Annotated in this window: 25 protein-coding genes; 9 read left to right on the top strand and 16 right to left on the bottom strand. The window is 70.3% G+C overall.

Annotated elements, in window-relative coordinates; translation table 11 throughout:
• Together tatA and E5843_RS13645 are read right to left on the bottom strand one after the other, a co-directional pair.
• Window positions 1–228, bottom strand: coding sequence for a Sec-independent protein translocase subunit TatA (gene tatA, locus E5843_RS13650; protein WP_136412960.1), 228 nt, complete (start codon window positions 226–228; stop codon window positions 1–3).
• A 93-nt stretch (window positions 229–321) separates the two neighbouring features.
• Complete coding sequence (locus E5843_RS13645) at window positions 322–1,215, bottom strand: lipid-binding SYLF domain-containing protein (protein ID WP_141066091.1); 894 nt, start codon at window positions 1,213–1,215, stop codon at window positions 322–324.
• 122 nt (window positions 1,216–1,337) lie between these two features.
• Between E5843_RS13645 and hemH the strand changes: the two genes are divergently transcribed.
• Together hemH and E5843_RS13635 are read left to right on the top strand one after the other, a co-directional pair.
• Entirely contained in the window at window positions 1,338–2,342 is a 1,005-nt protein-coding gene (gene hemH, locus E5843_RS13640; RefSeq protein WP_136412958.1) for a ferrochelatase, read from the top strand.
• Entirely contained in the window at window positions 2,339–3,184 is an 846-nt protein-coding gene (locus E5843_RS13635; RefSeq protein WP_208542807.1) for an alpha/beta fold hydrolase, read from the top strand. The genes hemH and E5843_RS13635 overlap by 4 nt, the downstream gene beginning before the upstream one ends.
• A 15-nt stretch (window positions 3,185–3,199) precedes the next feature.
• On the opposite strand, the gene E5843_RS13630 is transcribed toward E5843_RS13635, so the two are convergent.
• The 4 genes from E5843_RS13630 to ttcA form a co-directional block, all read right to left on the bottom strand.
• Window positions 3,200–3,649 (bottom strand): hypothetical protein, encoded by a 450-nt coding sequence (locus E5843_RS13630; protein WP_134674453.1) that lies wholly within the window; start codon window positions 3,647–3,649, stop codon window positions 3,200–3,202.
• Window positions 3,650–3,695: 46 nt separating this feature from the next.
• Window positions 3,696–4,484, bottom strand: a complete 789-nt coding sequence (locus tag E5843_RS13625; RefSeq protein ID WP_136412956.1) for a YgjP family zinc-dependent metalloprotease — start codon at window positions 4,482–4,484, stop codon at window positions 3,696–3,698.
• 34 nt (window positions 4,485–4,518) lie between these two features.
• The gene (locus E5843_RS13620; protein WP_134674451.1) at window positions 4,519–5,424 is read right to left on the bottom strand and encodes a recombination-associated protein RdgC; all 906 of its coding nucleotides are present in this window, start codon (window positions 5,422–5,424) and stop codon (window positions 4,519–4,521) included.
• A gap of 116 nt (window positions 5,425–5,540) precedes the next feature.
• On the bottom strand, window positions 5,541–6,455 hold the full coding sequence (ttcA, locus tag E5843_RS13615) for a tRNA 2-thiocytidine(32) synthetase TtcA (RefSeq protein ID WP_136412955.1): 915 nt from the start codon (window positions 6,453–6,455) through the stop codon (window positions 5,541–5,543).
• Between the two features lie 175 nt (window positions 6,456–6,630).
• On the opposite strand from ttcA, the gene E5843_RS13610 reads away from it, so the two are divergent.
• Both E5843_RS13610 and E5843_RS13605 read left to right on the top strand, forming a co-directional pair.
• On the top strand, window positions 6,631–6,849 hold the full coding sequence (locus E5843_RS13610) for a YdcH family protein (RefSeq protein WP_244240791.1): 219 nt from the start codon (window positions 6,631–6,633) through the stop codon (window positions 6,847–6,849).
• 90 nt (window positions 6,850–6,939) lie between these two features.
• A complete protein-coding gene (locus E5843_RS13605; RefSeq protein WP_136412954.1) occupies window positions 6,940–7,764 on the top strand; it encodes a hypothetical protein in 825 nt (274 codons plus the stop codon).
• Window positions 7,765–7,828: 64 nt separating this feature from the next.
• On the opposite strand, the gene plsB is transcribed toward E5843_RS13605, so the two are convergent.
• The 4 genes from plsB to E5843_RS14185 form a co-directional block, all read right to left on the bottom strand.
• A complete protein-coding gene (plsB, locus tag E5843_RS13600; protein ID WP_136412953.1) occupies window positions 7,829–10,498 on the bottom strand; it encodes a glycerol-3-phosphate 1-O-acyltransferase PlsB in 2,670 nt (889 codons plus the stop codon).
• A gap of 34 nt (window positions 10,499–10,532) precedes the next feature.
• Complete coding sequence (locus E5843_RS13595; protein WP_141066090.1) at window positions 10,533–11,414, bottom strand: hypothetical protein; 882 nt, start codon at window positions 11,412–11,414, stop codon at window positions 10,533–10,535.
• Window positions 11,415–11,608: 194 nt separating this feature from the next.
• Window positions 11,609–12,295, bottom strand: a complete 687-nt coding sequence (locus tag E5843_RS13590) for a hypothetical protein (protein ID WP_141066089.1) — start codon at window positions 12,293–12,295, stop codon at window positions 11,609–11,611.
• Between the two features lie 54 nt (window positions 12,296–12,349).
• Entirely contained in the window at window positions 12,350–12,679 is a 330-nt protein-coding gene (locus E5843_RS14185; RefSeq protein ID WP_166816034.1) for a hypothetical protein, read from the bottom strand.
• 210 nt (window positions 12,680–12,889) lie between these two features.
• Between E5843_RS14185 and sctU the strand changes: the two genes are divergently transcribed.
• On the top strand, window positions 12,890–13,957 hold the full coding sequence (sctU, locus tag E5843_RS13585) for a type III secretion system export apparatus subunit SctU (protein WP_166432773.1): 1,068 nt from the start codon (window positions 12,890–12,892) through the stop codon (window positions 13,955–13,957).
• Between the two features lie 386 nt (window positions 13,958–14,343).
• On the opposite strand, the gene sctT is transcribed toward sctU, so the two are convergent.
• From sctT to E5843_RS13550, 6 genes are read right to left on the bottom strand one after another with little or no spacing between them, the layout of a single operon-like run.
• Window positions 14,344–15,126 carry a type III secretion system export apparatus subunit SctT gene (gene sctT, locus E5843_RS13580; protein WP_166432772.1) on the bottom strand — a complete coding sequence of 261 codons (783 nt, stop codon included), beginning with the start codon at window positions 15,124–15,126 and terminating at the stop codon, window positions 14,344–14,346.
• A complete protein-coding gene (sctS, locus tag E5843_RS13575; RefSeq protein ID WP_134674442.1) occupies window positions 15,126–15,395 on the bottom strand; it encodes a type III secretion system export apparatus subunit SctS in 270 nt (89 codons plus the stop codon). Before sctS ends, sctT begins: the two co-directional genes overlap by 1 nt.
• 10 nt (window positions 15,396–15,405) lie before the next feature.
• Window positions 15,406–16,419, bottom strand: a complete 1,014-nt coding sequence (locus E5843_RS14545; RefSeq protein ID WP_425480720.1) for a hypothetical protein — start codon at window positions 16,417–16,419, stop codon at window positions 15,406–15,408.
• A gap of 12 nt (window positions 16,420–16,431) precedes the next feature.
• Window positions 16,432–17,493, bottom strand: a complete 1,062-nt coding sequence (sctQ, locus tag E5843_RS13560; RefSeq protein WP_141066087.1) for a type III secretion system cytoplasmic ring protein SctQ — start codon at window positions 17,491–17,493, stop codon at window positions 16,432–16,434.
• Window positions 17,486–18,091: a response regulator transcription factor gene (locus E5843_RS14465; protein ID WP_141066086.1), complete on the bottom strand. Its 606-nt coding sequence runs from the start codon at window positions 18,089–18,091 to the stop codon at window positions 17,486–17,488. Before E5843_RS14465 ends, sctQ begins: the two co-directional genes overlap by 8 nt.
• Window positions 18,091–19,170, bottom strand: a complete 1,080-nt coding sequence (locus E5843_RS13550; protein WP_136412944.1) for a sensor histidine kinase — start codon at window positions 19,168–19,170, stop codon at window positions 18,091–18,093. Before E5843_RS13550 ends, E5843_RS14465 begins: the two co-directional genes overlap by 1 nt.
• Before the next feature lie 101 nt (window positions 19,171–19,271).
• On the opposite strand from E5843_RS13550, the gene E5843_RS13545 reads away from it, so the two are divergent.
• From E5843_RS13545 to E5843_RS13530, 4 genes are all read left to right on the top strand, one after another.
• Window positions 19,272–19,724: a FliO/MopB family protein gene (locus E5843_RS13545; protein WP_136412943.1), complete on the top strand. Its 453-nt coding sequence runs from the start codon at window positions 19,272–19,274 to the stop codon at window positions 19,722–19,724.
• Window positions 19,725–19,960: 236 nt separating this feature from the next.
• Complete coding sequence (gene sctV, locus E5843_RS13540) at window positions 19,961–22,015, top strand: type III secretion system export apparatus subunit SctV (RefSeq protein ID WP_141066085.1); 2,055 nt, start codon at window positions 19,961–19,963, stop codon at window positions 22,013–22,015.
• A gap of 28 nt (window positions 22,016–22,043) precedes the next feature.
• A complete protein-coding gene (locus tag E5843_RS13535) occupies window positions 22,044–22,478 on the top strand; it encodes an FHA domain-containing protein (RefSeq protein ID WP_141066084.1) in 435 nt (144 codons plus the stop codon).
• A complete protein-coding gene (locus E5843_RS13530; protein WP_141066083.1) occupies window positions 22,475–23,272 on the top strand; it encodes an EscD/YscD/HrpQ family type III secretion system periplasmic domain-containing protein in 798 nt (265 codons plus the stop codon). The genes E5843_RS13535 and E5843_RS13530 overlap by 4 nt, the downstream gene beginning before the upstream one ends.
• Window positions 23,273–23,299: the final 27 nt, after the last annotated feature.

Raw genomic sequence — 23,299 nt, 5'->3', positions numbered from 1 at the left:
TCAGCGTGCGGCGTCGTCCCGGTCGCGCTTGCGGTCGCCGTCGGCGACCGTTTCCGTGCGGCGCTGTTCGATCTGCGCGGACGGGGTGTCCTCGTCGCGCATGCCCTGCTTGAAGCCCTTGATGGCTTCGCCGAGGTCACGGCCGGCGCCGCGCAGCTTCTTGGTGCCGAACACCAGCAGCACGACGAGGGCGACGATGATCCAGTGCCAGATGCTGAAACTACCCATGACGCGCCTGCTTGATACGGTTTGGACTGCAGGATAGCGCAGCCGTCGCTCGGCTGCGTTGCCGTGTGCGGGTTGCCGCGTTCAGCGGTGCGCTTACCAGCTGCCGTCGAGCGGCTCGGCGCGGATCTCGCTTTCGCCGACCGGTTCGAACGCCGACGGCGCGGGTTCGCTGCGGGCCGGGTCCAGCGGTTGCGGCTGCGCCTGCGTTCCGGTGTCCGCGGCAGGCCGCGGTGCGGGCGCACGCTGCGAGACCACCTGGCTGGTGCCCTCGGTGCCACGATTGGCGCGTGCGATCGCGGTGGACTCCTCGAGGCGGTCGCGGAAATCCACCACCGCACCCGACGCGCGGCTCGGGGTGCGGTTTTCGAAGATCATCCGCGGCGTGGTGCCGCCGCCATAGACCGCCTGGTTGGCCTGGTCGTCGATGCTGAGCACCGCGCCATCCAGCGCGACGCCGGCGAACAGCCCGCGTGCGCGCGACCACGACCAGATCTCGGCCTTGAGCTGGCCGTCGGTGGCGGTGGCGGCGTTGCGGCCCATCGGCCCGGCGGCGACGCCGGCATCGGCGCCGAGGGTGACCTTGCCGTTGACGATGCTGTCGAGGCTGCGGTCGTTGCGGAACACCAGCACCACGTCGGCCGACTGCACGCCGGCCTGGAAGCCGATGCTGCCGCCGGTCAGGGTGACGAATGCCGGCTGCGACCAGGTGCCATCGGGCGACTTCACCGCCATCACCCCATGGCCGCGGCGGCCGCCGATCACCAGTCCGGCCTTGATGGTGTCGGGCACCACGACGATCGCGCGGGCCTCGTCGAGCAGCTTGTCGGGGATCGCGTTCTCCGGGATCGCCTGCACTTCGGTCAGCACGCGCACCGCGTTGCGCGCGCGCTCGTCCTCGCGCGGACCGGCATGGACGGCCGTGGCCGCCAGCGACAGCGCGAGGGTGGCGGCGAGCAGCAGGCGGACGGGACGGCGGGACTGGATCATCGAGAAGCTCCGGATGCGATGGCGGGCGGAACGGGTCCGCGACACGTGAAGGTAGGATCGCAGAAATGAATCGGGTCTGAGGCGTCTCGCGGCCGTGCGGATGAAGCTGTCATCCTATGCACATGTCGCAGCCCAGCCCCGCGCCCACGGCGCATCCGCCCACCCACGCGCACGACGCCGTGCTGCTGGTCAACCTCGGCACGCCGGAGGCACCGACGCCCGACGCGGTGCGGCGGTACCTGCTCGAATTCCTTTCCGACCGCCGGGTGGTGTCGCTGCCGCCGCTGCTGTGGCAGCCGATCCTGCGCGGCGCGGTCCTGCCGTTGCGCTGCAAGCGTGTTGCCGCGCTGTATGCCGACATCTGGATGGAGGGCGGTTCGCCGTTGCTGGTGTACACGCGCGGTCTGGCCGAGCGGGTCGCCGAACGCCTGCCCGCCCTCCGGGTGGGGCATGCGATGCGCTATGGCACGCCGTCGCTGGTGCGCGAACTCGAACGGCTGAAGGCCGAGGGCGCGCGCCGGGTGCTGGTGCTGCCGCTGTACCCGCAGTACTCGACCACCACCACTGCCTCGGTGGACGACGTCGCCGGGCGTGCCGCGCTGCCGGTGCGCGTGGTGCAGGACTACCACGCCGACGCCGGCTGGGTGGAGGCGGTCGCCGCTTCGATCCGCGCGGCATGGCAGGTGCAGCCGCGCGGCGAGCGCCTGCTGTTCTCCTTCCACGGCATCCCGCAACGGGTGGTCGACGCCGGCGATCCCTACCAGGCGCAGTGCCGTGCCAGTACCGTCGCCGTCGCGCGCGCACTGGGACTGCGGGACGACGGCATCATGCTGACCTTCCAGTCGCGCTTCGGTCGCGAGAAATGGCTGCAGCCCTATACCGACGCCACCATGCGCGCGCTCGGGGAGAGCGGGGTGAAGCGGATCGACGTCGTCTGCCCGGGCTTTGCCGTCGACTGCCTGGAGACGCTGGAGGAGATCGCGCTGCAGAACGCGGAACTGTTCCGCGAGCACGGCGGCGAGACGCTGCGCTACATCCCCTGCCTCAATGCCGATCCCGGGCATGCCGACGCGCTGGCCGCGCTGGTGGCGCGCGAACTCCAGCAGTGGACGCCGGGCACCCACTGACGATGCGGGAATTCGAACTGGACATCGCCGCCGGCCGCATCCGCGGCCTGCGCAACGGCGGCAATGGGCCGAAGGTGCTCGCGCTGCACGGCTGGCTCGACAACGCGGCGAGCTTCGTGCCGCTGGCGGCGCATCTTGCCGACCTCGACCTGGTCGCGCCGGACCTGCCCGGCCATGGTCGCAGCGACCACCTGCCGCCGGGCACCGAATACACCTTCGCCGGCGCGCTGCACAACGTGCTCGACATCGCCGATGCGCTGGGCTGGGAGCGCTTCGCACTGCTCGGCCATTCGATGGGCGCGGGCATCGCCAGCCTGGTCGCGGCGGGCTGTCCGCAGCGCGTCGAACGACTGGTGGTGATCGAGGCCCTGGGCGCACTGCCGGAATCGGCCGAACGCACCACCGCGCGGCTGCGCGAAGCGGTGTCCGCCACGCGTGGACTGCGCGGCAAGCGCCTGCGCGTCTTCGTGGATCCGCAGCCGGCGGTGCGTGCGCGGATGCAGGCCAATGCGCTGTCCGAGCCGGTCGCGCGGCTGCTGGTCGAACGCGGCCTCGCCGATGTCGACGGCGGCCACACCTGGAGCAGCGATCCGCGCCTGACGGTGCCGACGATGGTGCGCATGACCGACGCGCAGGTCGACGATCTCGTTGCCGGCATCGAGTGCCCGACGCGGGTGATCTACGCCGATCCGCCACAGCCCTACCTGCCCGAGCCCGACCGCAGTCGCCGCGCCCGGCTGTTGCCGCGTGGCGACCTCACCGTGCTGCCGGGTGGGCATCACCTGCACATGGAAAACCCGCGCGACGTGGCCGCGGCGATCGCGCGGTTCTTCCACGGCTGAGGTGTGGCTGCTGCGTTAGCGCAGCGCCATCCGCATGTCCTCGCGCAGCTGCAACTGCAACTGCACCGTGCCCGGGGCGACCGGACGGAACCACAGCACCGCCGCGCGGGGACCCTTCTCGAACGACAGCATCGCGCCGTCGGATGCGCGCTGCAGTGCCAGCGTCTGTCGCCAGCCCAGGCCCTGCATGCCGGCACGCGCATCGGCGAACAGGGCGCCCATGTTGCCGTGCACCTGCACGCCGACCACGCGGGTGCCATCGACGTCCATCATGCTGCGCAGGTCGTAGCCCGGCGGCAGGTAGAGATCGGCAGGGAAGTCGTCGGGCAGGGCCAGCGGTGCGGGCGCGGGCGCGCCGGTGGTGGGCAGCGGTGGCGGCAGTTGCGCCGTGGTGTCGAGGCCTCGCTGGCAGCCCGGCGCGGCAAGCACGCAGGCGAGGCAGGTCACGACGACACGCAGGAGCATGGCAGGGTCCGCGGAAGGCTCCCCTCCCACAACGCCGTGGCCGCTTTCAGCCGGCCAGCAGCAGGTGCAGCGCGGTCTTGAGCCGGCGTCCCTCGGCGTGGAAATAGTCGCGCTCGTCGCGCCAGGCCTGAAAGCGTGCTTCGACCTCGCGCCAGAACGCCCGGGAATGATCGGCGTGCACCAGGTGGCAGAGTTCGTGCACGAGCACGTATTCGAATGCCTGCGGCCGGCCGAGCACCAGGGCAAGGTCGAGCGCCAGCACGCCGTTGGACGCGAGCGAACCCCACTGCGAGGACATCGGCCGGATGCGGATGCGGGCCGGCGCGGTCGGCAGGCCCGGCAGGTAGCGCGGCAACCAGCGTCCGACGTCGGCGCGGGCCTCCGTCTCGTAGAAGTCGCGCAACGCGCGGCGCACGGTGGCAGCGGTGACGCGCGCCGGCACCGTGAAGCGCAGGGTGTCACCGTCATCGTCGATGCGCGCATAGCGACCCGCGTGCCAGCTCAGCGGCCGCGCGCTGCCGCGCAGCGGCAGGGTAGTGCTGGCAAACGCCACCAGCGGTTCGATGCCGTCGACGCGCTGGGCATCCAGCTGCGCGACCAGCCAGGCGCGGTGTTCGTGCAGGAAACGCTGGCCGGCAAGGTCGCTGGCGGCGGGCGGCAGAGTCAGGCGTGCGCCGCGCTCGGCCACCGACAGGCGCATGCGCTTGGCGCGCGGATCACGCACGCGCAGCACCTCGATCACCCGGCCGTCGTCGCAGGCGAGCGGGATGGTGTCGCGCTGCAGCGGCGTGCGCGCGAGGCGGGGTCCGAGCAGACGACGCAGGGACGGGGACATGGGTGCGTCCAGCAGGCGGTGCCGGCGAGGGTCTTCAGGCCTCGGCGCGGCTGAACTTCAGCGCGGGCTCGAGCACGGCGAACAGGCGGCGGAACTCGCCGCTCATCAGCGCGAAACGCGCGTCGAGTTCGGCGGCGATATCGTCGGCCTCGGTGTGCTCGAGCTGGTCGACCGCACCGTCGAGCAGCTTGAACTTGCGTACCACCAGGTCGTCGCCGAGCACGAACGACACGTGGTCGTCGAGCACCAGCGCAAGCCTGGTGACCTGTTTGCCGGATTCGAGATGGCGGGCGATCTCGTCGGAGCTGAGGTCCTGGCGCTGGCACTTCACGATCGCGCCGTTGTCGGCCGGATCCTTGAGCTCGCACTCCTCCCCCAGCGACAGGCCATCGGGCAGCGCCTCGCCGGCGATCCAGCCGGTCAGCACCGAGCGCGGCGCGACCTCTGCATTGAGCGGCAACGCGGGGAAACTGCCCAGTGCGCGGCGGATCTCCGACACCACGTTCTCGCCGGTCTTGCGGCTGGAGGTGTCGACCGCGCAGACGCCGAGCTTGAGGTCCACCAGCGCATCGGTGCGCGACGGCTTCACGAACGCGCGCGGCAACAGTTCATGCACGAGGTCGTCCTTGAGCTGCTTGCGGCGGCGGCCACCGGGCTTGCGGCCTTCGCGCGCTTCGATCTCCTCGATCTTCTGCGCGAGCATGTCGTTGACCACGGCACCCGGCAGCAGGCGGTCCTCGCCGCCGACGGTCAGCCAGAGCGCATCGTCGATGCGGTGCGACAACGCCTCGGCATCACGACCGAACGGCGGCACGAACCCGCGCGAGGACAATTCGAGCGGGCCGACGGGCTTCAGCGCGGCTTCGGCCAGGCCTTCGCCGAGCGTGCCGATATCGAGCGAGACGGGAAAGCGGAACAGGGTGAGGTTGCGGAAGAACATCGGGCAGCGTTACCAAAAAAGGGAAGAGGAACACCATCCGCGCATGCGGCGGGTGGTGACGGGTGGGGGCATCCGCGGATGCGACCACGGACAGGACATGCGCACGGGCACCGCGATCAGGCGCCGTCGTCGGCAGCGTCCATGCGAGCGTCATCCGCCAGCCATGCAGGGGCATCGAGCGATGCGGCGCGTCCTGCGCGTCCCAGGGACAGGAAGTCGAACAGCTTCGGATCGGCCAGTTGCGACGGGCGGATGTCGCCCAGCGCGCCGGCGATGGTTTCGATGCGACCGGGCGACTCGCGCTCCCACTCGCGCATCATCTTCTGCACCTGCTTGCGTTGCAGGTTCTCCTGCGAGCCGCACAGGTTGCAGGGAATGATCGGGAAGGCCTTGATGTCGGCGTAGGCGACGATGTCGTCCTCGCGCACGTAGGCCAGCGGGCGGATCACCACGTGCCGGCCATCGTCGGACAGCAGCTTCGGCGGCATGCCGCTGAGCCTGGCGTGGAAGAACAGGTTGAGGAAGAAGGTGGCGACCATGTCGTCGCGATGGTGGCCCAGCGCGATCTTCGTATATCCGTGCCCAGCGGCGTACGTGTACAGCGCGCCGCGGCGCAGGCGCGAGCACAGCGAGCACATCGTCTTGCCTTCCGGCACCACACGCGACACCACCGAATAGGTGTCCTGCTCGATGATGTGGTGATCCACGCCGATCGAACGCAGGTAATCCGGCAGCACGTGCGCCGGGAACCCCGGCTGCTTCTGGTCGAGGTTGACCGCGGTGATCGAGAACGACACCGGCGCCTTCTTCTGCAGCTGCAACAGGATGTCGAGCATCGTGTAGCTGTCCTTGCCGCCGGACAGGCACACCATCACCCGGTCGCCGTCCTCGATCATGCCGAAGTCGGCGATCGCGCGACCGACCTGGTGGCGCAGGCGCCTGGCCAGCCGGTTGGCGTCATGGCGTTGCGCACACGGAGCGTGTTCGCGGCGGCGCAGAACCGGTTCGGGCAGGGGCAGGACAGTGCTCATCGGATCGCTAGTGTACCGGCAGCGTCGGGCGCATCCGTGCCGGATCGATGCAACGTCGATGTGTCGACGTTCACCACATGTCGTGTGCGTCCGCATGCGGACGCGGTGCACGCACCGCTCCGATCGGACGTTGCCACGATGCCCGAGCAGGCCGTTCCCGGCTATCCGGGGACGGATGTATGCTCCGCGCATGGAGCCGCTGGATCCCGATCTGCCCGGCCGCCTGGCCACGTTGCGGCAGGAACACCGCGACCTGGACGTTGCGATCGCGCGCCTGCAGGCCGACATCGCCATGGACGAAATGGCGGTCAAGCGGATGAAGAAGCGCAAGCTGCAGCTCAAGGACTGCATCGCCCGGATGGAATCGGCGCTGATCCCCGACGAGCCGGCCTGACGCGTTTACCGGAGGTGGCGCGCGGACCTATGATCCGCGCCGGCATGCATGCCGCGGATCGTCCGCCGGCAGGTGCCATGGGGGATCCGCATGTCATATCCAATGATCGGGCCGCGCGGGGTGCGCGCGGGCCTCGCGCTCGCCTTGGCGTTCGCCGCCGCGCCCGCACTGGCGCAGGACTTCACGCTCGGGGCCGGTTTCACCCCCGACCCGCAGGTCGGCTCGGGCGTGACCGGGGGCGACGGCAACGCCGCGCGCTTCGGCAACGGCTGCACCGGCAGCATCGGCGCCAGGCCCGACCACCGCATCCGCGTCACCAGCCCGGTCAACCTGCGCCTCACCGTGACCAGCGACACCGATTCCACGCTGGCGGTGATCGGTCCGTCAGGCGTGTTCTGCGATGACGATGGCGGCGACCTGCTCGATGCGCGCGTCGATGCGCGTCTCGGCCCGGGCGACTACCAGGTGTTCGTCGGCCACTACGAGCGCCAGGGCCGCTACCGGCTGGAGCTTTCCGAACTCGTCGGCGGTGCCGGTCGTGGTGCCGACAAGGGCCGTTACGGCGACTTCGTCCTCGGCGCCGGCTTCATGCCCGATCCGCAGACCGCCAGCGGCCAGACCGGCGGCAGCGTGCAGGCGACGCGCTACGGCGCGCACTGCAGCGGCGTCATCGACACCACGCCGGACCACACCCTGACGGTCACCTCGACGGTGTCGCTGGACATCCGCGTCGACAGCACCACCGATTCCTCGCTGGTGATCACCGGCCCGGGCAAGGTGCTGTGCGACGACGATGGCGGCGGCATGCTCGACGCCCGCGTGCGCGACACCTTCCGCCCCGGCGAGTACGGCATCTACATCGGCCACCTCGGCACCGCCGGCGAGTACACGGTGACGCTCAGCGAAGCGGACTGAGCTGCTTCGCGCGTCCATCTGCCGGTGCGTCGCCCGCAGATGGATCGCGTCCGCGGTGGCGGCTTCAGGCAGGGACGGACGGATCGCTGCCCGGCCGCACCGCCGCCGGGCTGATCTTCTCGATCGTGTGCCGCAGTTCGCGTCCGAGGATGACCTTGGCGTCGCGTGCCCACACGTCCAGGCGCTGGTCGAACACCAGCTTGCTGTTGTGGTCGAGCCTCACCAGTTCCAGCTCGCGCAGCTTCTGGATGAAGCCGCGGAACAGCGAACGGTCGAAGAACTCCGGCGCCGCCGGTGCATACAGCAGGCTCAACCGCTGCGCGGCCTGCTGGCACAGGTTCTCCAGTTCGGCCGCACCCAGCGTGCCGGGGCCGTTCTTGGCCAGCACGGAGATCGCGATGTAGTAACGCTCGAACGCCTGCTGCAGCGGATGGCCGAGCGCGCGCAGCCGGAACACCTCGTCGGTCTGCCCGGAGTTGCGCTGGTAGATGCCGCCCTCGTCCTCGCCGACACGCTCGAGCAGGCCTTCGCGCACGAACACCTGGATGGTGCGCTCGAGGCGCTCGACGAAGCCATCGGCATCCCACGGCAGGAACAGCTCCGCCTGCAGGAACGGATACAGCGAGCGCCCCAGCCGCAGCAGCGTGTTGCCGCTCATGCGCCGGTTGTTGTGGAAGCACGAGGCGATCCAGCCCGATGCGGTGAACAGGTGGACGACGTTGTTGCGGAAGTACGACAGCAGCACCGCGGTCTCGTCGTCGACGCGCAGCACGTCGCCCAGCGGATGCGAGATCCGCTGCAGCACGCCGATCTCCTCGCCATGGGCGACGATTTCCTGCGGCGTGTGCGGCGTCACCGTCACCAGGTCGCTGTAGGGCACGTCGGTGAGCGTGGTCTTGGACAGCGCGATCTGCGCCATCAGGTCGGATTCGCTCATCGCGTGCTTGGGCGTGGACAGCAGCGCGAGTGCGATGAAGTTGATCGGATTGACGTCCGCGGCGCGGTTGATGTGCACCTGGATGCGGTCGGCGGTGGCGTCGACCATCCGCGACAGCCATTCCGGGCGCTCGTCGTCCGGCAGCGGACGGCCATCCCAGTCGCTGGCGTGCTCGTCGAGCAGGCGCTGCAGCGGGATCGCCTCGCCGAAGTTCACCACCACCTGGCCGTAGTTCTGCCGCAGCACTTTCGGGATGCCCCACAGCAGCTGCCAGATCGATTCCTTCTGCTTGGGCTTGCCGGTGAGCTCGTCAAGGTAGCTGGTGCCTTCCATCAGCTTCTCGTAGCCGATGTAGACCGGCTGGAACAGCACCGGCCGCGTGGGCTGGCGCAGGTAGGCACGCACCGTCATCGACACCATGCCGCCCTTGGGCTGCAGCAACCGCCCGGTGCGCGAGCGCCCGCCCTCGATGAAGTATTCGATCGAATAGCCGCCGGCCACCAGTTGCGCCACGTACTCCGACAGCACCGCCGAGTACAGCGCATTGCCGCGGATCGAGCGGCGGATGTAGAAGGCGCCGCCCTTGCGCAGGATGGTGCCCACGACCGGCAGGTTGAGGTTGATGCCGGCGACGATATGCGGCGGCACGATGCCCTTGTTGTAGAGCAGGTAGCTCAGCAACAGGTAATCCATATGGCTGCGGTGGCTGGGCACGTAGACGATCTCGTGCCCGGGCGCGGCGGCCTTCAGCGCATCCAGGTGATGCACCAGCACGCCGCGGTAGATGCGGTTCCACACCGAGGTCAGCAGGAAGCTGGCCGACCGCACCACCGGGTGCGAATAGTCGGCGGCGATCTCGTAGGCGTACAGGTACGCCTTCTTCCACGCCTCCTCGTTGCTCGAGTTGTCGCGTCGTGCCTGGTCGGCGATGGCTTCCTGCACGGTCGGCGCCGACAGCACCTTGTCCACCAGCAGCCGGCGCGTCGACAGGTCCGGCCCCACCACCGCCTCGCGGATGCGGTTGAAGTGCACGCGCAGCACGCGCGAGACCTTGCGCACGGTGCGCTCGGGGCTCAGGTCCTCGGCGATGATCCCGCGCACCTCCACCGGGCTGGCGAAGCGGACCAGGGTGTCGCGGCCATTGAGCAGGATCGCCAGCAGGCGGCGGAAGCGGCCGACCAGCGCCCAGTTCTCCGAGAACAGCACCGAGAACCAGCCGCTGGCCTTGTCCGGGCTGCGGCCGACGAAGATCGACACCGGCAACAGCTGCACGTCGATCGTGGGATCGGCACGGTGGGCCTCGAGCAGACGTGCCAGCGATTCCGAGTGCGTGCTCGGCTTCTGCGGGCGCTTGCCCTTGGCCAGCGCGTTGAGCGTGCCGGCGGCATTGCGTCGCGACAGCGCCACATAGGCGCGCTTGCGCCCGACCGGGTCGCCCGGCAGCGGCTGCAGCGGCGAGGGCATCCCGGCCTCGCGGCAGGCGCGGTCGAGGATCAGCGCATTGGACAGGCCGTAGTCCTCGAGCACGTAGCAGACCGGGCGGTCGTCGACGAGGCCGGCCGGCGCCTGCGGTTCGATCTTCAGCGCGATCCACGGCGCCAGCGCACGCCCGAGCAGGCGTGCCCACAGCGGTCGCCGCGGTTCACGGCGCGGCAGGCGCGGTGCCGCCAGCGCCTCGCCGGGATCGGCATGGAGCCCGGCGGGCGGAGTGAGCGCGGGTGCGTCGTCGCGGAGGTCCGCGTCGGCCTCCTTGTCGGGGAAGGGCAACGGGCTCTGGTCGGGGGAATGGCGTGACATGTGGGGAGATTATCGCCCAGCCGGGTGCCGTGCCTCAGCGCGGGCCGGCCGGCCCGGCATCGCGGCCCGCGGCGGCGGTGGCGCGGCGCAGGCGATCGCTGCGGTACCAGTGGCGGTCGTGGCGTTCGATCTCCACCCGCACGTCGATGGCTTCGTCCGCCAGCGGGTAGCGCACGCGCAGCCGTGCGTGGTCGCCGGTCTGCCGCTCCAGCGCCACGTCCAGTGCAGCCAGGCTGGCGTCCAGGTCAAGCCCGTAGTCGGCCAGCACCGCCTTGGCGGTGGCCAGGAAGGCGGACAGCCGGCGCAGGCTCTCGTCCATGCCGACCTCGCGCAGGGCCTGGTCGGACTCGAGCCCGGTCGCACGCGCGGCGGCGCACAGCCTGGCCAGTGCCGCCTGCGCGCGCTGCGGGTCGGTCAGCGGCGCCTGCACCGCCCAGCGCGACAGCGCGACCAGCCGCTGGATCTCGCGATCGCGCTGGATGTCGTCCAGATCGGGGTCGTTGGTGACGTATTGCACGCCGAATGCCGCCAGCGTCTCGACCGCCTTGCGCAACTCGCCGTCCGCGCCGGTGAACTGCTTGTCGAAAGCGGCCAGCAGCGTGGTTTCGGCGTCGGGGGCGGACAGGGCGGCGATCATCCGCGGCAGCTGGTCGTGCAGCGGCAGCTCCTCGAGCGGCCAGCGGCTGCGGCCCTCGCTCCAGGCCAGCCGCAGCTCGGCATGCAGCGGCGCCGGCACGCTGGCGCGGACGAACGCGACGAGGTCGTCCTCGCGCAGATGCTGCGCTGGCAGCAGCACGGCATCGACCGGGCGCTGCGCGCCCCGGCCTGCGGTGTCGCCATCGTCGCGATCGCCACTGCAGGCCGTCAGCCCGGCAATGGCGCACATCGCGGCCAGCAGCAGCGTCTGGATGCGCATCGGTTCCCCCCGTCCCGGCCCGGCATGCGGGCGCGCCGGCCATGGTGGCGACGTGGCAGGGGCACGGCAACCCCGTGGCGGGCGGCGGGCGCCGGGTTCCGGCGTCGATCGACGGAGATGGGACGTGGGTCCGGTCCCGTCGGGGACTCCGCTCACGCAGGCCGCCGGCGCGGGCGGCGTGCCCGGCGCGGCGCTCAGAGGTCGCGTACGACCCAGCCGCCGGGGGCCTGTTCGGGCACCGCATCCAGCGCGGCCTGGGCTACCGCCTGCGGCGACTCGCCGGCCTTCCATGCCGCCGCCACCGCCGCCAGCCGTTCGCGGGTGGCGCGGGTGTAGGCGCCTTCGAGCTCGTTCCCGGCATCCGCGGCCAGCTTCTGCGGATACAGCGTGCGCGCGTCGTCGCTGTGGTTGAGCAGCTCGATCAGCCCGGCCAGGGCGTCACGGAACACCTCGGCGCCCAGCGGCGTGCGCTGGGTGCGTTGCAGGTGCCAGACGGTGAGGTATTCCACCGGCCCCAGCAGCCGCCGCGGGGTCGCGCCGAAGAACTGCCCGGTCAACGCGCTGGCCGCGAACGGGGTCACGGTGTCGGGCAGCCGGGTGGCGCCCCATGAACTCAGTGCGCCACCGGGCAGGTCCATCCGCCGCAAGGCGGTGGCCAGCGTGTCGGCCAGCAGGCGTTTGGCGCGTACATCGTCGCTCTCGGCAACCACGCCGAGCAGGCGCAGGAACACCGGATACTGCTCTTCCCCCAGTCGTCGCGCCAGCCGCTTGAGCACGGTCAGGCGGTACTCGGGATCGGCATGCGCGGCGAGGGCCGAGACCAGGCGGTCGGCGGCGCCACGCAACGCCGTCGGTGACGGGATGGGCGGAACATCGGACATCGGGATGCAGGCTGGAAGCTCGGCGACAGGCTACACGCGCCCGTCGCGGTGCGGTCAGCCCAGGGCGTCGAGAATGGCGCCGGTGGCCTGGTCAGCCGCCTCGGACAGCGGATACGCCGCGAGGCCGTGTTCGAACATGCTGTCCCCGGCCAGCATCCGTCCGCCGGCGTCGATTCCGGCCCACGCAGGGGCCGAGAGCACGCGTTCGCCGTCGTCGACCCGTGGGCCGGCGGGCGATTCGAACGCCGTCGGCTCCAGGCCCGCCGCATGGTCCAGCGGCGCGGTGTGGCCGGGCTGCTGGCGCAGATCGTCGAGCGCAACCTGCCCGGCAAGCCGGTCGAGGCCGGCAAGGCCCAGGTGCGGATCGGAACCGATGCTGCTCATGGTGCGACGGATGACCTCTGCGGTGCGGGGGATGGACGCCGGTGCGGGTACGCATGGCGACGGCCAGAATGTAACGAGACGGTCTTCGCACTGTCACCCGGGGTCGACCCTAGGTCGCTGCCGTGGCAGGTGTGCGGTTCAGCCTGCCGGCACGGCCTGCGCGTGCGGATACGCATGCTAGCCTGCGCGGCGACCGGGCAGGAGCAGGCGATGGCCGACAAGGACCAGGGCGCCGACAAGACCGAACAGCCGACTCCGAAGAAGCTGCGCGATGCGCGCAGGGAAGGCAACGTCGCCAAGAGCAAGGAGCTCACCTCCACCGTGCTGGTGATGGGCTGGCTGTGCGCGGCGTGGATGCTGCTGGACTTCATCGGCGGCCGCGTGGTGCTGCTGTTCGACCAGAGCCTGCAGGCGGTCGGCCAGCCGTTCGCCGACAACCTGCCGCGGATGGCGATGCTGGCGGTCGACACCCTGCTGTGGATCCTGCTGCCGCTGTTCGGCATGGCGTTCGCGCTCGGCCTGCTGATCGAGTTCCTGCAGGCGGGGCCGGTGGCGTCGATGAAGAAGCTCGTCCCGAAGATGGACAAGATGAATCCGGTCGAGGGCATCAAGAAGATGTTCTCGATGGACAACCTGGTCGAGCTGGTGAAGTCGGTGCTCAAGAGCGCGGCGCTGCTGGGGATCGGCTATCTGGTGCTGACCCGCATGCTGCCCGAACTGCTGCGCCTGCCCTACAGCCCGCCGCAGGCGATCGGCGCGGCGATCTGGCATGCGATCAAGTGGATCCTGATCTGGACCATCGCGGTGTTCTTCTTCGTGTCCGCGCTCGACGTCTGGTACCAGAAGTTCTCCTACATCAAGAAGCTCAGGATGAGCCGGCGCGACATCAAGCAGGAGGTCAAGGAGAACGAGGGCGACCCCTACGTCAAGCAACGCCGCCGGCAGTTGCACCAGGAATGGGCGCAGCAGAACATGCTGGGCGCCGTGCGGAGTGCGAATGTCGTCGTGACCAACCCCACCCACATCGCGGTCGCCCTGCAGTACGAGCACGGCGTGACCGACCTGCCGGTCGTCGTCGCCAAGGGCGAGGGCGCGTTCGCCGAGGAGATCAAGCGGGCGGCGGAGGAGGCCGGGGTGCCGATCCTGCAGAACGTGCCGCTCGCGCGCGGGTTGCACGAGAAGGCCGAACTCGACGACTACATCGGCAACGAGTTCTTCGAGGCGGTGGCGGAAGTGCTGCACTGGGCGGAGACGGTGCGCCGCGACGGGCACGGCTGATCATCCGCGCGTAGCCCGGATAAGCGCAGCGCATCCGGGGTGCCGGTGCCGGGAGTTGCCCGTCCGGCTGAAGGCAGAAGCCGCGTGGGGGCGCCTGCCGGGTATTCCACCGAGTCGGCGCCCGATATCGCCTTGGTCGGTGAAACACCCGACAGGCGCCTGACGACGGTTCCTCGATCTGGTCGGCAAGCCAAGCGTGCGAGTCGGGGTCGACTCCGCCCTGCTTTCCCTCAATCCATCGCGTTGCGTCCAGCGCGGGTCCGGTGCCGTCGCAACCAAGGCGGTATCGGGCGCCGACTTGCGGCGGCACCGGATTCGCGCCACAGCGCGACATCTCGCTATCTCGTCGGCGCAGAGCTGTGCCGCGGCGAGGGTCGGGCCTGAACCTAAGCAAAGATCCGGTTGAGCACTTCCACCAGCGCGCGGCTGTCGCCGAGCCGGCCGACCAGCACCTCGATGAACACCCCGAGCATCATCAGGATGATGCCGGTGGCCAGCCATGCCTTGATCGGCAGCGTCAACGCGAATACGTTCAACTGCGGCGCGTAGCGGTTGACCAGCCCGAACGACATGTCGATCACCAGCAGGATCACGATCGCCGGCGCGGCCAGCACCAGCACCGTGGTCATGAAGAAACTGAAATGCCCGACGAAGAGGTTGACGCCGGTCGCCGCGAGGTTGGGAAAGAACGAGGTCGGCGGCCAGATCGCGTAGCTCGACATCAGCAGGTCGAGGAAGATCAGGAACGCACCGCTGGCCATGAACACCCATGCCGCGAACTCCGACAGGAACTCGCCGTGCAGGGTGGTCTGGTGGCCCTGGATGGGATCGAAGATCTGCGCCATCGACATGCCGACCTGGCTGTCGATGACGCTGCCGGCGGCGGAGATCGCCCAGAACACGATGCCGAAGCAGAAGCCGATCGCGACGCCGACGAACAGTTCCTTGAGGACCATCATCGGCCATTGCAGCGTGGCCGCGACCGCGCCGGGCGACGCCGTCATCGCCACCGGCAGCGCGACGATCGCCAGGCTCACCAGGAAGCTGTTGCGCACCATCGGCGGCATGTTCGACTGCGTGATCAGCGGCAGCATCACGAACGCACCGATGATCCGCGGCAGGGTCAGCCCCAGCGCGAGCATCGCGTCACCGAGGGTCGCGAACGGCATCATCCGCGTCGGGACAGGCCGGGGAAGCTGGAGAAGATGTAGTCGGCGTAGGCGAACAGCGAACCGCCGATCAGCGCGCCGGTGACGAACAGCGCCAGCACGATGGCGACGAACTTCAGCGCGTAGGCGAAGGTCTGTTCCTGCAGCTGCGTGGCCGCCTGCAGGAACGCCACCACCAGACCGACGATGGCGGCCGCCGCGATCGGTGGCCCCGACAGCACCAGCACCAGCACCAGGGCCTGGCGGGTGAGTTCCAGCGCCTCGTTCATGGCTGCGTTCTCATCCGGCGTAGGTCAGGACCAGGCCGTGCACCAGCTTGGCCCAGCCATCGACCAGCACGAACAGCAGCAGCTTGAACGGCAGCGACACCGTGGTGGGCGACATCATCATCATGCCGAGCGCCAGCAGGATGTTGGCGACCACCAGGTCGATCACCAGGAACGGCAGGAAGATCAGGAAGCCGATCTGGAACGCGGCGGTAAGTTCGCTGACGGTGAACGCCGGAATGACGACCAGGAAATGGTCGACGCTGACGTCGCCGCGCCGTTCCGGCGGCAGCAGGCGTTGCGCGCTGCGCAGGAAGAACGCGCGTTCGGCGTCGTTGGAGTGGCGGATCAGGAACGTGCGCAGCGGCTCCTTGCCGGCCTCGACCATCCCCAGGATCCGCGACAGATCACTGCCGGCGGGCACCAGCGCCGCCGGTGGAGGCGGTGGCGCCGCGCTGACCCATGCGCCGTCGGTGGGCACGCCGGTCATGTTGGGGTCGGGTGCGCCGATGATATCGCCGGTGACGCCGCCGAACAGCGCACCGCGCTCCGGTGCTGGCGCAGGCGTCGGCGCGGGTGCGGTACGAGCATCGGCTTCGGCCTGCAGCGCATCGGCGGCAGCCGGGCTCGCCGCCATCGGTTCGCTGGCGGCCGGTACGGGCTGCGCATCGGTCTGCGTCGCTGCGGCACCGGGCTGGCGCGCCGCGCGCCGTGCGCGTTCGGCTTCCGCGCGCGCATCGATCTCCGCCTGCACCGTGGCGGGCATCGGTTGCCCGGCCAGGCGCGCGCTGATCGCCGCATTGGTGTCGAGGATCACCGGATACATCACGTAGATCGACAGTACGATGGCGAGGCCGTTGATGACCACGTTCGGCGGTACCTGCTGCAGCCCGAGTGCGTTGCGCAGCAGGCTCAGCACCACCACGATCTTGGTGAACGAGGTCACCATCACCGCGACGAACGGCGCCAGCGCCAGCGACACCACGATCAGCAGGACCAGCGCGGGGGAGTAGTTGTTGAAATCCATCGCGGCGCGGGCTCAGGTCCAGGCGATCAGGCGGACGCCGAGGGTGTCGCCGACGGCGACCAGCTCGCCCTGGCCGACCGCCTCGCCGTTGGCGCGCAGCACCACGTTGGCACCTTCCAGGTGCGCCGGCAGCGCGAACACGTAACCGGGCTGCAGTTCGGCGAGGTCGCCGATGCGCAGGTCGAGCGCGCCGACCTCGAAACTCAGCCGCACCGGCAGCGGCCGCGCACCGGCGTCGGGATCCTCGGGGGCCGCCGCAGCGGTGTCGTGCTGTTCGCTCATGGGTCCGGTCTCCTCGACGCGGGAAAGGGATGGGGGCAGGGGCTGGGCGGCGCCTTCGATGCGCCAGCCCTGTGCGGTGGCCGCCACCGGCCAGGCGTGGCCGGCACCGCGCGCCTGCAGCTGGAGGGGGGCGGTGCGCGCGCCGATGACCAGCACGTCGCCGGGGCGCAGCGCGGCCCAGTCGTCGGCCGGCAGTGGCGGGACGTCCAGCAGCAGAAGCAGCCGCACCGGCAATCCGCGCCAGCGGCCCAGCGGGGTCGGTGGTTCGTCGGCGTAAGGCGGCGCGGCCTGGGCGAGCAGGCGCGGCAGCCACGCTGCGGGCACACGCAGGCTGCCCTGCAGCAGCGCCGCGCCCGGCACGCGCGCGTCGGCGTCGTCGTCCTCGACCAGGAAGTCCAGCCACGCCACCGGCGCACCGTCGGTGGGCGCACTGTCGAGCAGTGGCGTGAGCACGACGCCGAAGGCCTCGCTCAGCCGCATCAGCCAGCGTTCGTGGGCGAGGCTCCAGGCCAGCACGCGCGCGCGGCCGCGGTAGTCGCTCCAGTGCGGCATGTCGCCGGGCGCGGATGCTGCCTGCAGCCGCAGGCCCAGCCGGGTGCCATCGGCGTCGAGTTCGAACACTTCGTCCGCCGCCACCGGGTGGCCCGGGGCGAAGCGCAGCGTGCCGTTGTCGGGCAGCAGCCAGTGCTGGTGGCGCTGGAAGAATTCGCGCAGCGGCTGCAGCTGCTGCACCGCGAGCGTCGGGATGCGCCCCCGCAACGGGGCTGCCGCCGCGCGGTTGCCGTCAGCCATGTCCAAGGGCCACCTTCATCAGTTCGGGGAGGGAACGCACGCCCAGCTTCGCCATCATGTTGGCGCGATGCAGCTCGACGGTCTTGATGCTGATGCCGAGGATGTCGGCGATCACCTTGTTCGGCTTGCTGGCGACCACCAGGTCCAGCACCTGGCGCTCGCGCGGGCTGAGCTTCGCCAGCACCTCGCTGTCGACCGCGCCGTCGCCGCGCGCACGCGCGCCGGCCACCGCGTTGCGGATCGAATCGAGCAGGGCATCGTCGCTGAAGGGCTTCTCGAGGAAGTTCGACGCCCCCTTGCGCATCGCCTCCACCGCCAGCGGCACGTCGCCATGCGCGGTGACGAAGACCAGCGGCACGTTGCAGCCCTGCCGGCGCAGCGTGTCCTGCAGCTGCAGCCCGCTCATTTCCGGCATGCGGATGTCGGACACCACGCATTCGGCGCCATCGCCGCGCCGCCGCGACGGCCACTCGGCCAGGAACGCCGGGCCGGATGGATAGGCGTGCACCTCGAAGCCGGCGGTTTCCAACAGCCAGGCGGTGGAATCGCGGAACGGGGTGTTGTCGTCCACCAGGTGGACGCGCACGTCGCTGGGCATCACGGTCTCCCTTCGGCCGGCGGCAGGGTGAAGCCGAACACGCTGCCGCCATCCTGGCGCGGCTCGAAGAACAGCCGCCCCTCGTGGTATTCGATGATCGAGCGGCAGATCGCCAGGCCGATGCCGAGGCCGTCGCTCTTGGTGGTGAAGAACGGCGAGAACAGTTGCTCGCTTTCCGCCGCCGACAGGCCCTTGCCGCGGTCGAGCACGCGCAGCTCGACCGCGCCGTCGAGGTCCACCCGGCCCTCGACACGCAGCGCGCGGCGCGCAGCCGGCACCTCGCGCATCGCCTCGATCGCGTTCTTGACCAGGTTCAGCAGCACCTGCTCGACCATCACCCGGTCCGCGTACGCCGCCGGCATGCCCGGATCCAGCGCGATGTCGATGCGCAGCTGCTGGCGTTCGGCTTCGAGCCGCAGCAGCTCGACCACCGTCTGCACGATCACCGCCACGTCCTGGGCATCGCGTCGCGGCTCGCGTGCACGCACGAACTCGCGCACGCGGGCGATCACCGCACTGGCGTGTTCGGCCTGGGTACGTGCGGCCAGCAGCGCGCGTTCCACCTGCACCGGGCCGCCCGCCTGGCCCACCAGGCGCAGGCTGCCGTTGAGGTAGTTCACGATCGCCGCCAGCGGCTGGTTGAGCTCGTGGGCGAGCGTGGCCGCCATCTCGCCCACCGACATCAGCCGCGAGGTGAACAGCAGCTTGTCCTGCCGGCTCTTGTGCGAATCGAGGATCTCGATCCGTTCGGAAATATCCACCGCGGTCAGCAGCAACGCCGGCGGCTGCGTCGCCGCTTCGCGCCAGTACAGCGCATACCAGCGGTCGTTATGCGGCGCGCGGACCTCGCTGCCGGGGTCGATGTCGACACCGCTGCCATGTAGCGCGGCGAGCAGGTCGTCGCGGCGGTCGTGGCCGTCGAGGCGGCCGAACTCGGTGCGGAAGGCGGTGTTGGCGGCGAGCAGGCGGCCGTCGTCACGAGCGTACGCGGCGCAGGCGAACGGCACCGCGGCCAGCACGTCGTCCAGCCGCGCCCCGGCGGCTGCGTCGGGTGCCGTGGCGCGCCGTGCCGGCGTCATCGCAGGCCCGCCATGCCGTGGCGGATGCCGCGATCGGCCTGGGTTACCCTGCGCTGCGCGACTGCCGCCTCCCCCCCGCTCCGCTTCAAGCCCGACCTCCCATGCGCACTTCGTTCCGTTCCCCCGCCCGCCTCGTCGCCGCTTGCCTCGTCACCGTGACCGGCCCGGCGGCAGCGACGACCGCGGGATTGACCGCAGCGCCGACCTTCTGGGGCGAACTGCTGGCGATCCTGCTGCCGCTCGCTTTTATCATCGTTGCCCTTCTGGTGGCGTTACGGCACATCCGCCGGAAGTTCGGCCTGACCGGCCAGGATGCGCCGCTGTCGGTGGTGCAGATCCTGCCGGTCGGTCCGCGCGAACGCGTGGTGCTGGTGCGCTCGCGTGCCGGGCGCGTGCTGGCGGTGGGGGTCAGCGGGCATTCGGTGAACCTGATCACCGAACTCGATGCCGCCGACATCGCACCCGCGGAGGGCGCCACTGTGGTCGAGCCCGTCCCCGGGAAGCGGACCTTCCTCGACCTCATGCGTCGGCCGCAAGGGCCTACCGCCCAATAACGTGAGCACGGTCACGTAACGCGACGGACTTCCGCCTGCGGGCGCCCTGCAACAGGATTTTTACCTTACGGTCACTTGCCCGGGATATCGTAACGGGGCAGAAAGTGACGCATGAGGGCAGGGGCCGTGCAGCAGTCGGAAGTCGGCAAGCGAACAGGGGTGGGAGTTGAGTCGGATTCCGGGCGCCATGCCGCAGGCATGAGCACGGGGTTCCCGGGCTTGGCCGGAGCGGGCGCATGCGCGCGCTGATCGCCAACCTGCTGGCACCGCCGGCCGGTACCGTCGCCCGCCGCACCTTCAGCTACAGCGACATCCTGCTCGCCTTCGGCGCGGTCACGATCATCACCGTGATGATCCTGCCGCTGCCGCTGTGGCTGATCGACAGCCTGGTGGCGGTGAACATCTCGATCGGCTTCGGCCTGCTGCTGCTGGGCATCTACATCCCCAACCCGGTGGCGTTCTCGAGCTTCCCCAGCGTGCTGCTGCTGACCACGCTGTTCCGGCTGGCGATCTCGATCGCGATCACCCGCTCGATCCTGCTCGACGCCGAAGGCGGCCACATCGTCGAGACCTTCGGCAACCTGGTCGCCGGCGGCAACCTGGTGGTCGGCCTGGTGGTGTTCCTGATCATCACCGTGGTGCAGTTCATTGTCATCGCCAAGGGTGCCGAACGCGTGGCCGAAGTGGCCGCGCGCTTCACCCTCGACGCGATGCCCGGCAAGCAGCTGTCGATCGACTCCGACCTGCGCGCCGGCCTCATCGACAAGGACGAGGCGCGCCGCAAGCGCCGCCTGCTGGAGACCGAGAGCCAGCTGCACGGCTCGCTCGACGGCGCGATGAAGTTCGTCAAGGGCGATGCCATCGCCGGCATCGTCATCATCCTGATCAACCTGTTGGGCGGCCTGGCGATCGGCGTCCTGCAGCGCGACATGGCGCTGGCCGATGCCGCGCGCACCTATTCCATCCTCACCATCGGCGACGGCCTGGTGTCGCAGATCCCGGCCATCCTCGGCACGATCGCCGCCGGCCTGGTGGTGACCCGCACCACCGGCGAGATCGAGGACCGCCACCTCGGCGACGCCATCACCCGCCAGATCAACGGCCAGCCGCGCGTGCTGCTGATCACCGGCTGCCTGGCGTGGCTGATGATGCTGGTGCCGGGCTTCCCGTGGCCGGTGTTCCTGGTGCTCGGCGCGATCCTGCTCGGCATCAGCGCCTGGCGTTACCGCCACGACTTCGAGCACCTGCGCCGGCTGTTCCGCGTCAGCGACGAGGAGATCGTCGCCAGCCAGACGCGCGACGAGCAGAGCGAGGAGCTCGCCCCGCCGCCGCAACTGTCGCTGGAGATCGCGCCGTCGCTGGCCGAGCGCTATGGCCAGGAAGCGCTGCGCAGCCGCATCGCCGACATCGTCCAGCAGCAGCGCGACGAGTACGGCGTGCCGGTGCCGTCACCGAAACTGCGGATCAACCATGCACTGGGCGAGGGCGAGTACCGCCTCAGCGCCTATGGCGCGCGGCTGGCGTCGGGCCGCCTGCAGCTCGATGCCAGGCTCAGGCCCGCCGCACCCGGCGCGGATGCGTCCGCGCGCGTGCCGGGCTTCTTCCCCGCGCTGTCGGGCGAATGGACCACCGCGGCCGACGACGCCGCGCGCGATCCGCTCGACGTCATCGCCGACCACGCGCGCGGCGCGCTGCAGCGTCGCCTCGGCGGCTTCCTCGGCATCCAGGAGACCTCCAACCTGTTCGGGCGCATGCAGCGCGACTACCCCGACCTGGTGAAGGAGATGCTGCGCGTGGTCGCGCCGCAGCGGGTGGCCGAGGTGCTGCGCCGGCTTGCCGAGGAAGGCGTGCCGATCCGCAACCTGCGCGATGCCTTCGAAGCGATCACCGACGTCGGTGGCCGCGAGAAGGACGTCGTCCTGCTGACCGAATACGTGCGGGTGGCGCTCAAGCGCGAGATCGCCGACCGCTATGCCGATGCCGATCGCACCCTGCACGTGCTGCTGATCCATCCCGAGCTGGAGGACAAGCTGCGGCAGTCGGTGCGCGTGGCCGGCGGCGCCAGCCAGCTGGCGATCTCGCCGGAACTGGCCGCACGGCTGGGCAACGAGGTGCGCGCGCACCTGGCGCGGCAGGCGCCCGGCGTGCAGGCGGTGCTGCTGTGTTCGCTCGACGTGCGCCGCCACCTGCGCAAGCTGATGGAAATCGACTTCTTCGAACTCCCGGTGCTCTCGTACCAGGAGCTCGCGCCCGACCTGCGCATCGTCCAGGCCGGGCAGATCAACGCCTGAGCCGCGTCACGGAACACGGAGTGCAGCCATGACCCACGCATCGCATCCAGACCAGGCACCCGCCGCCGAGGGCAAGGTGCTGCGGATCGTGGCCGGGTTGCACGCCGGCGCCAGCCGCGCGCTGGCCGAGCGCGAGATGATCCTTGTCGGCAGCGGTGACGATTGCGACATCGTGCTCGCCGACCGCGGCGTCGCCATCCGCCATGCGCTGATCAGCGTGATCGACGGCGCCGTGCAGCTGCGTGCGCTCGATGCACCACTGAAGCTGGAAGGGCGCCTGCTGCATCCGGGTGATCCCGAGGAGCTGCCGTCGGTGCAGCGCGTGGGGGGCTGGGCGAGGAGGCCGCGCTGGCGTTCGGCGACATCGACGACCCGGCGTGGCTGGCACTGGCGCCGGAAGGTGTCGAGTTCGAATCGCCGTCGCCGCGCCCGGGCCAGGCGATCACCCGCCGCCTGCCGATGATTGCCGCGGTGTCGGTGCTGTCGCTGGCGCTGCTGGCGATCTTCGTCGCCGTGGTGCCGGCCAGGGAGCAGCCGGTCGACATCGAAACCCGCCTGCGCGCGCTCGCCGCCGAACACCACGTGGCCAATGCGCGCATCGAGCGCGGGCACGGCGACAGTTGGGTGCTCAGTGGCACCATCGGCGACCGCACCACCCGCGACACGCTGCGCCAGCAGGTGGAAAGCGAAGGGCTGCCGGCGCGGGTGGACCTGCGCAGCGGCGAGGACCTCGCCTATTCGGTGTCGGAGATCCTGCGCGGCGGCGGCTTCAGCATCGAGCGCGTGCGTTACCTCGGCAACGACGATGTCGAAGTCAGCGGCTACTTCACCGACGAGGAGGCCTTCCGCCAGTTCGCGCAGTCGCGCGCGGTGGTGGAAACCGGAGTGAACCGGGTGGTGCCGATCAATCTCGCCACGCCGCCGCCGTCCACCGCGGAGGTCCCGGTCGACGAGCAGGATCCGATCCACATCGTGTCGATCGTGCGCGGCGAAAACGCCCACGTGATCGCGCTCGACGGCACCCGTTACGAAGTCGGCGCGCAGTTGCCGGGCTGGGGCCAGCTGGTCGCGGTCGGTGAGCACGCACAGGTGCTGCGCAGCGACGGCAACCTGCAGCGGCTGACGCCGCGTCCGCCGCCGCCCGCACAGGCACCGGCCGATGCCACGGAGGCCACGCCGGCCGCGGTCGTCGACGCCTCCGCGACCCGCCCGTCCGCCGTCGACCCCCGCGTGCGCGCGGCCGGAGCACGCCAGTGACGGTCACCCGCGACCGACCCCTGGGGC

The sequence above is a fragment of the Luteimonas yindakuii genome (genome assembly GCF_004803715.2).
Taxonomy (GTDB): Bacteria; Pseudomonadota; Gammaproteobacteria; order Xanthomonadales; family Xanthomonadaceae; genus Luteimonas; species Luteimonas yindakuii.
Note: the sequence above shows the minus strand (reverse complement) of the source record. Positions and strands in the feature narration are given on the sequence as shown.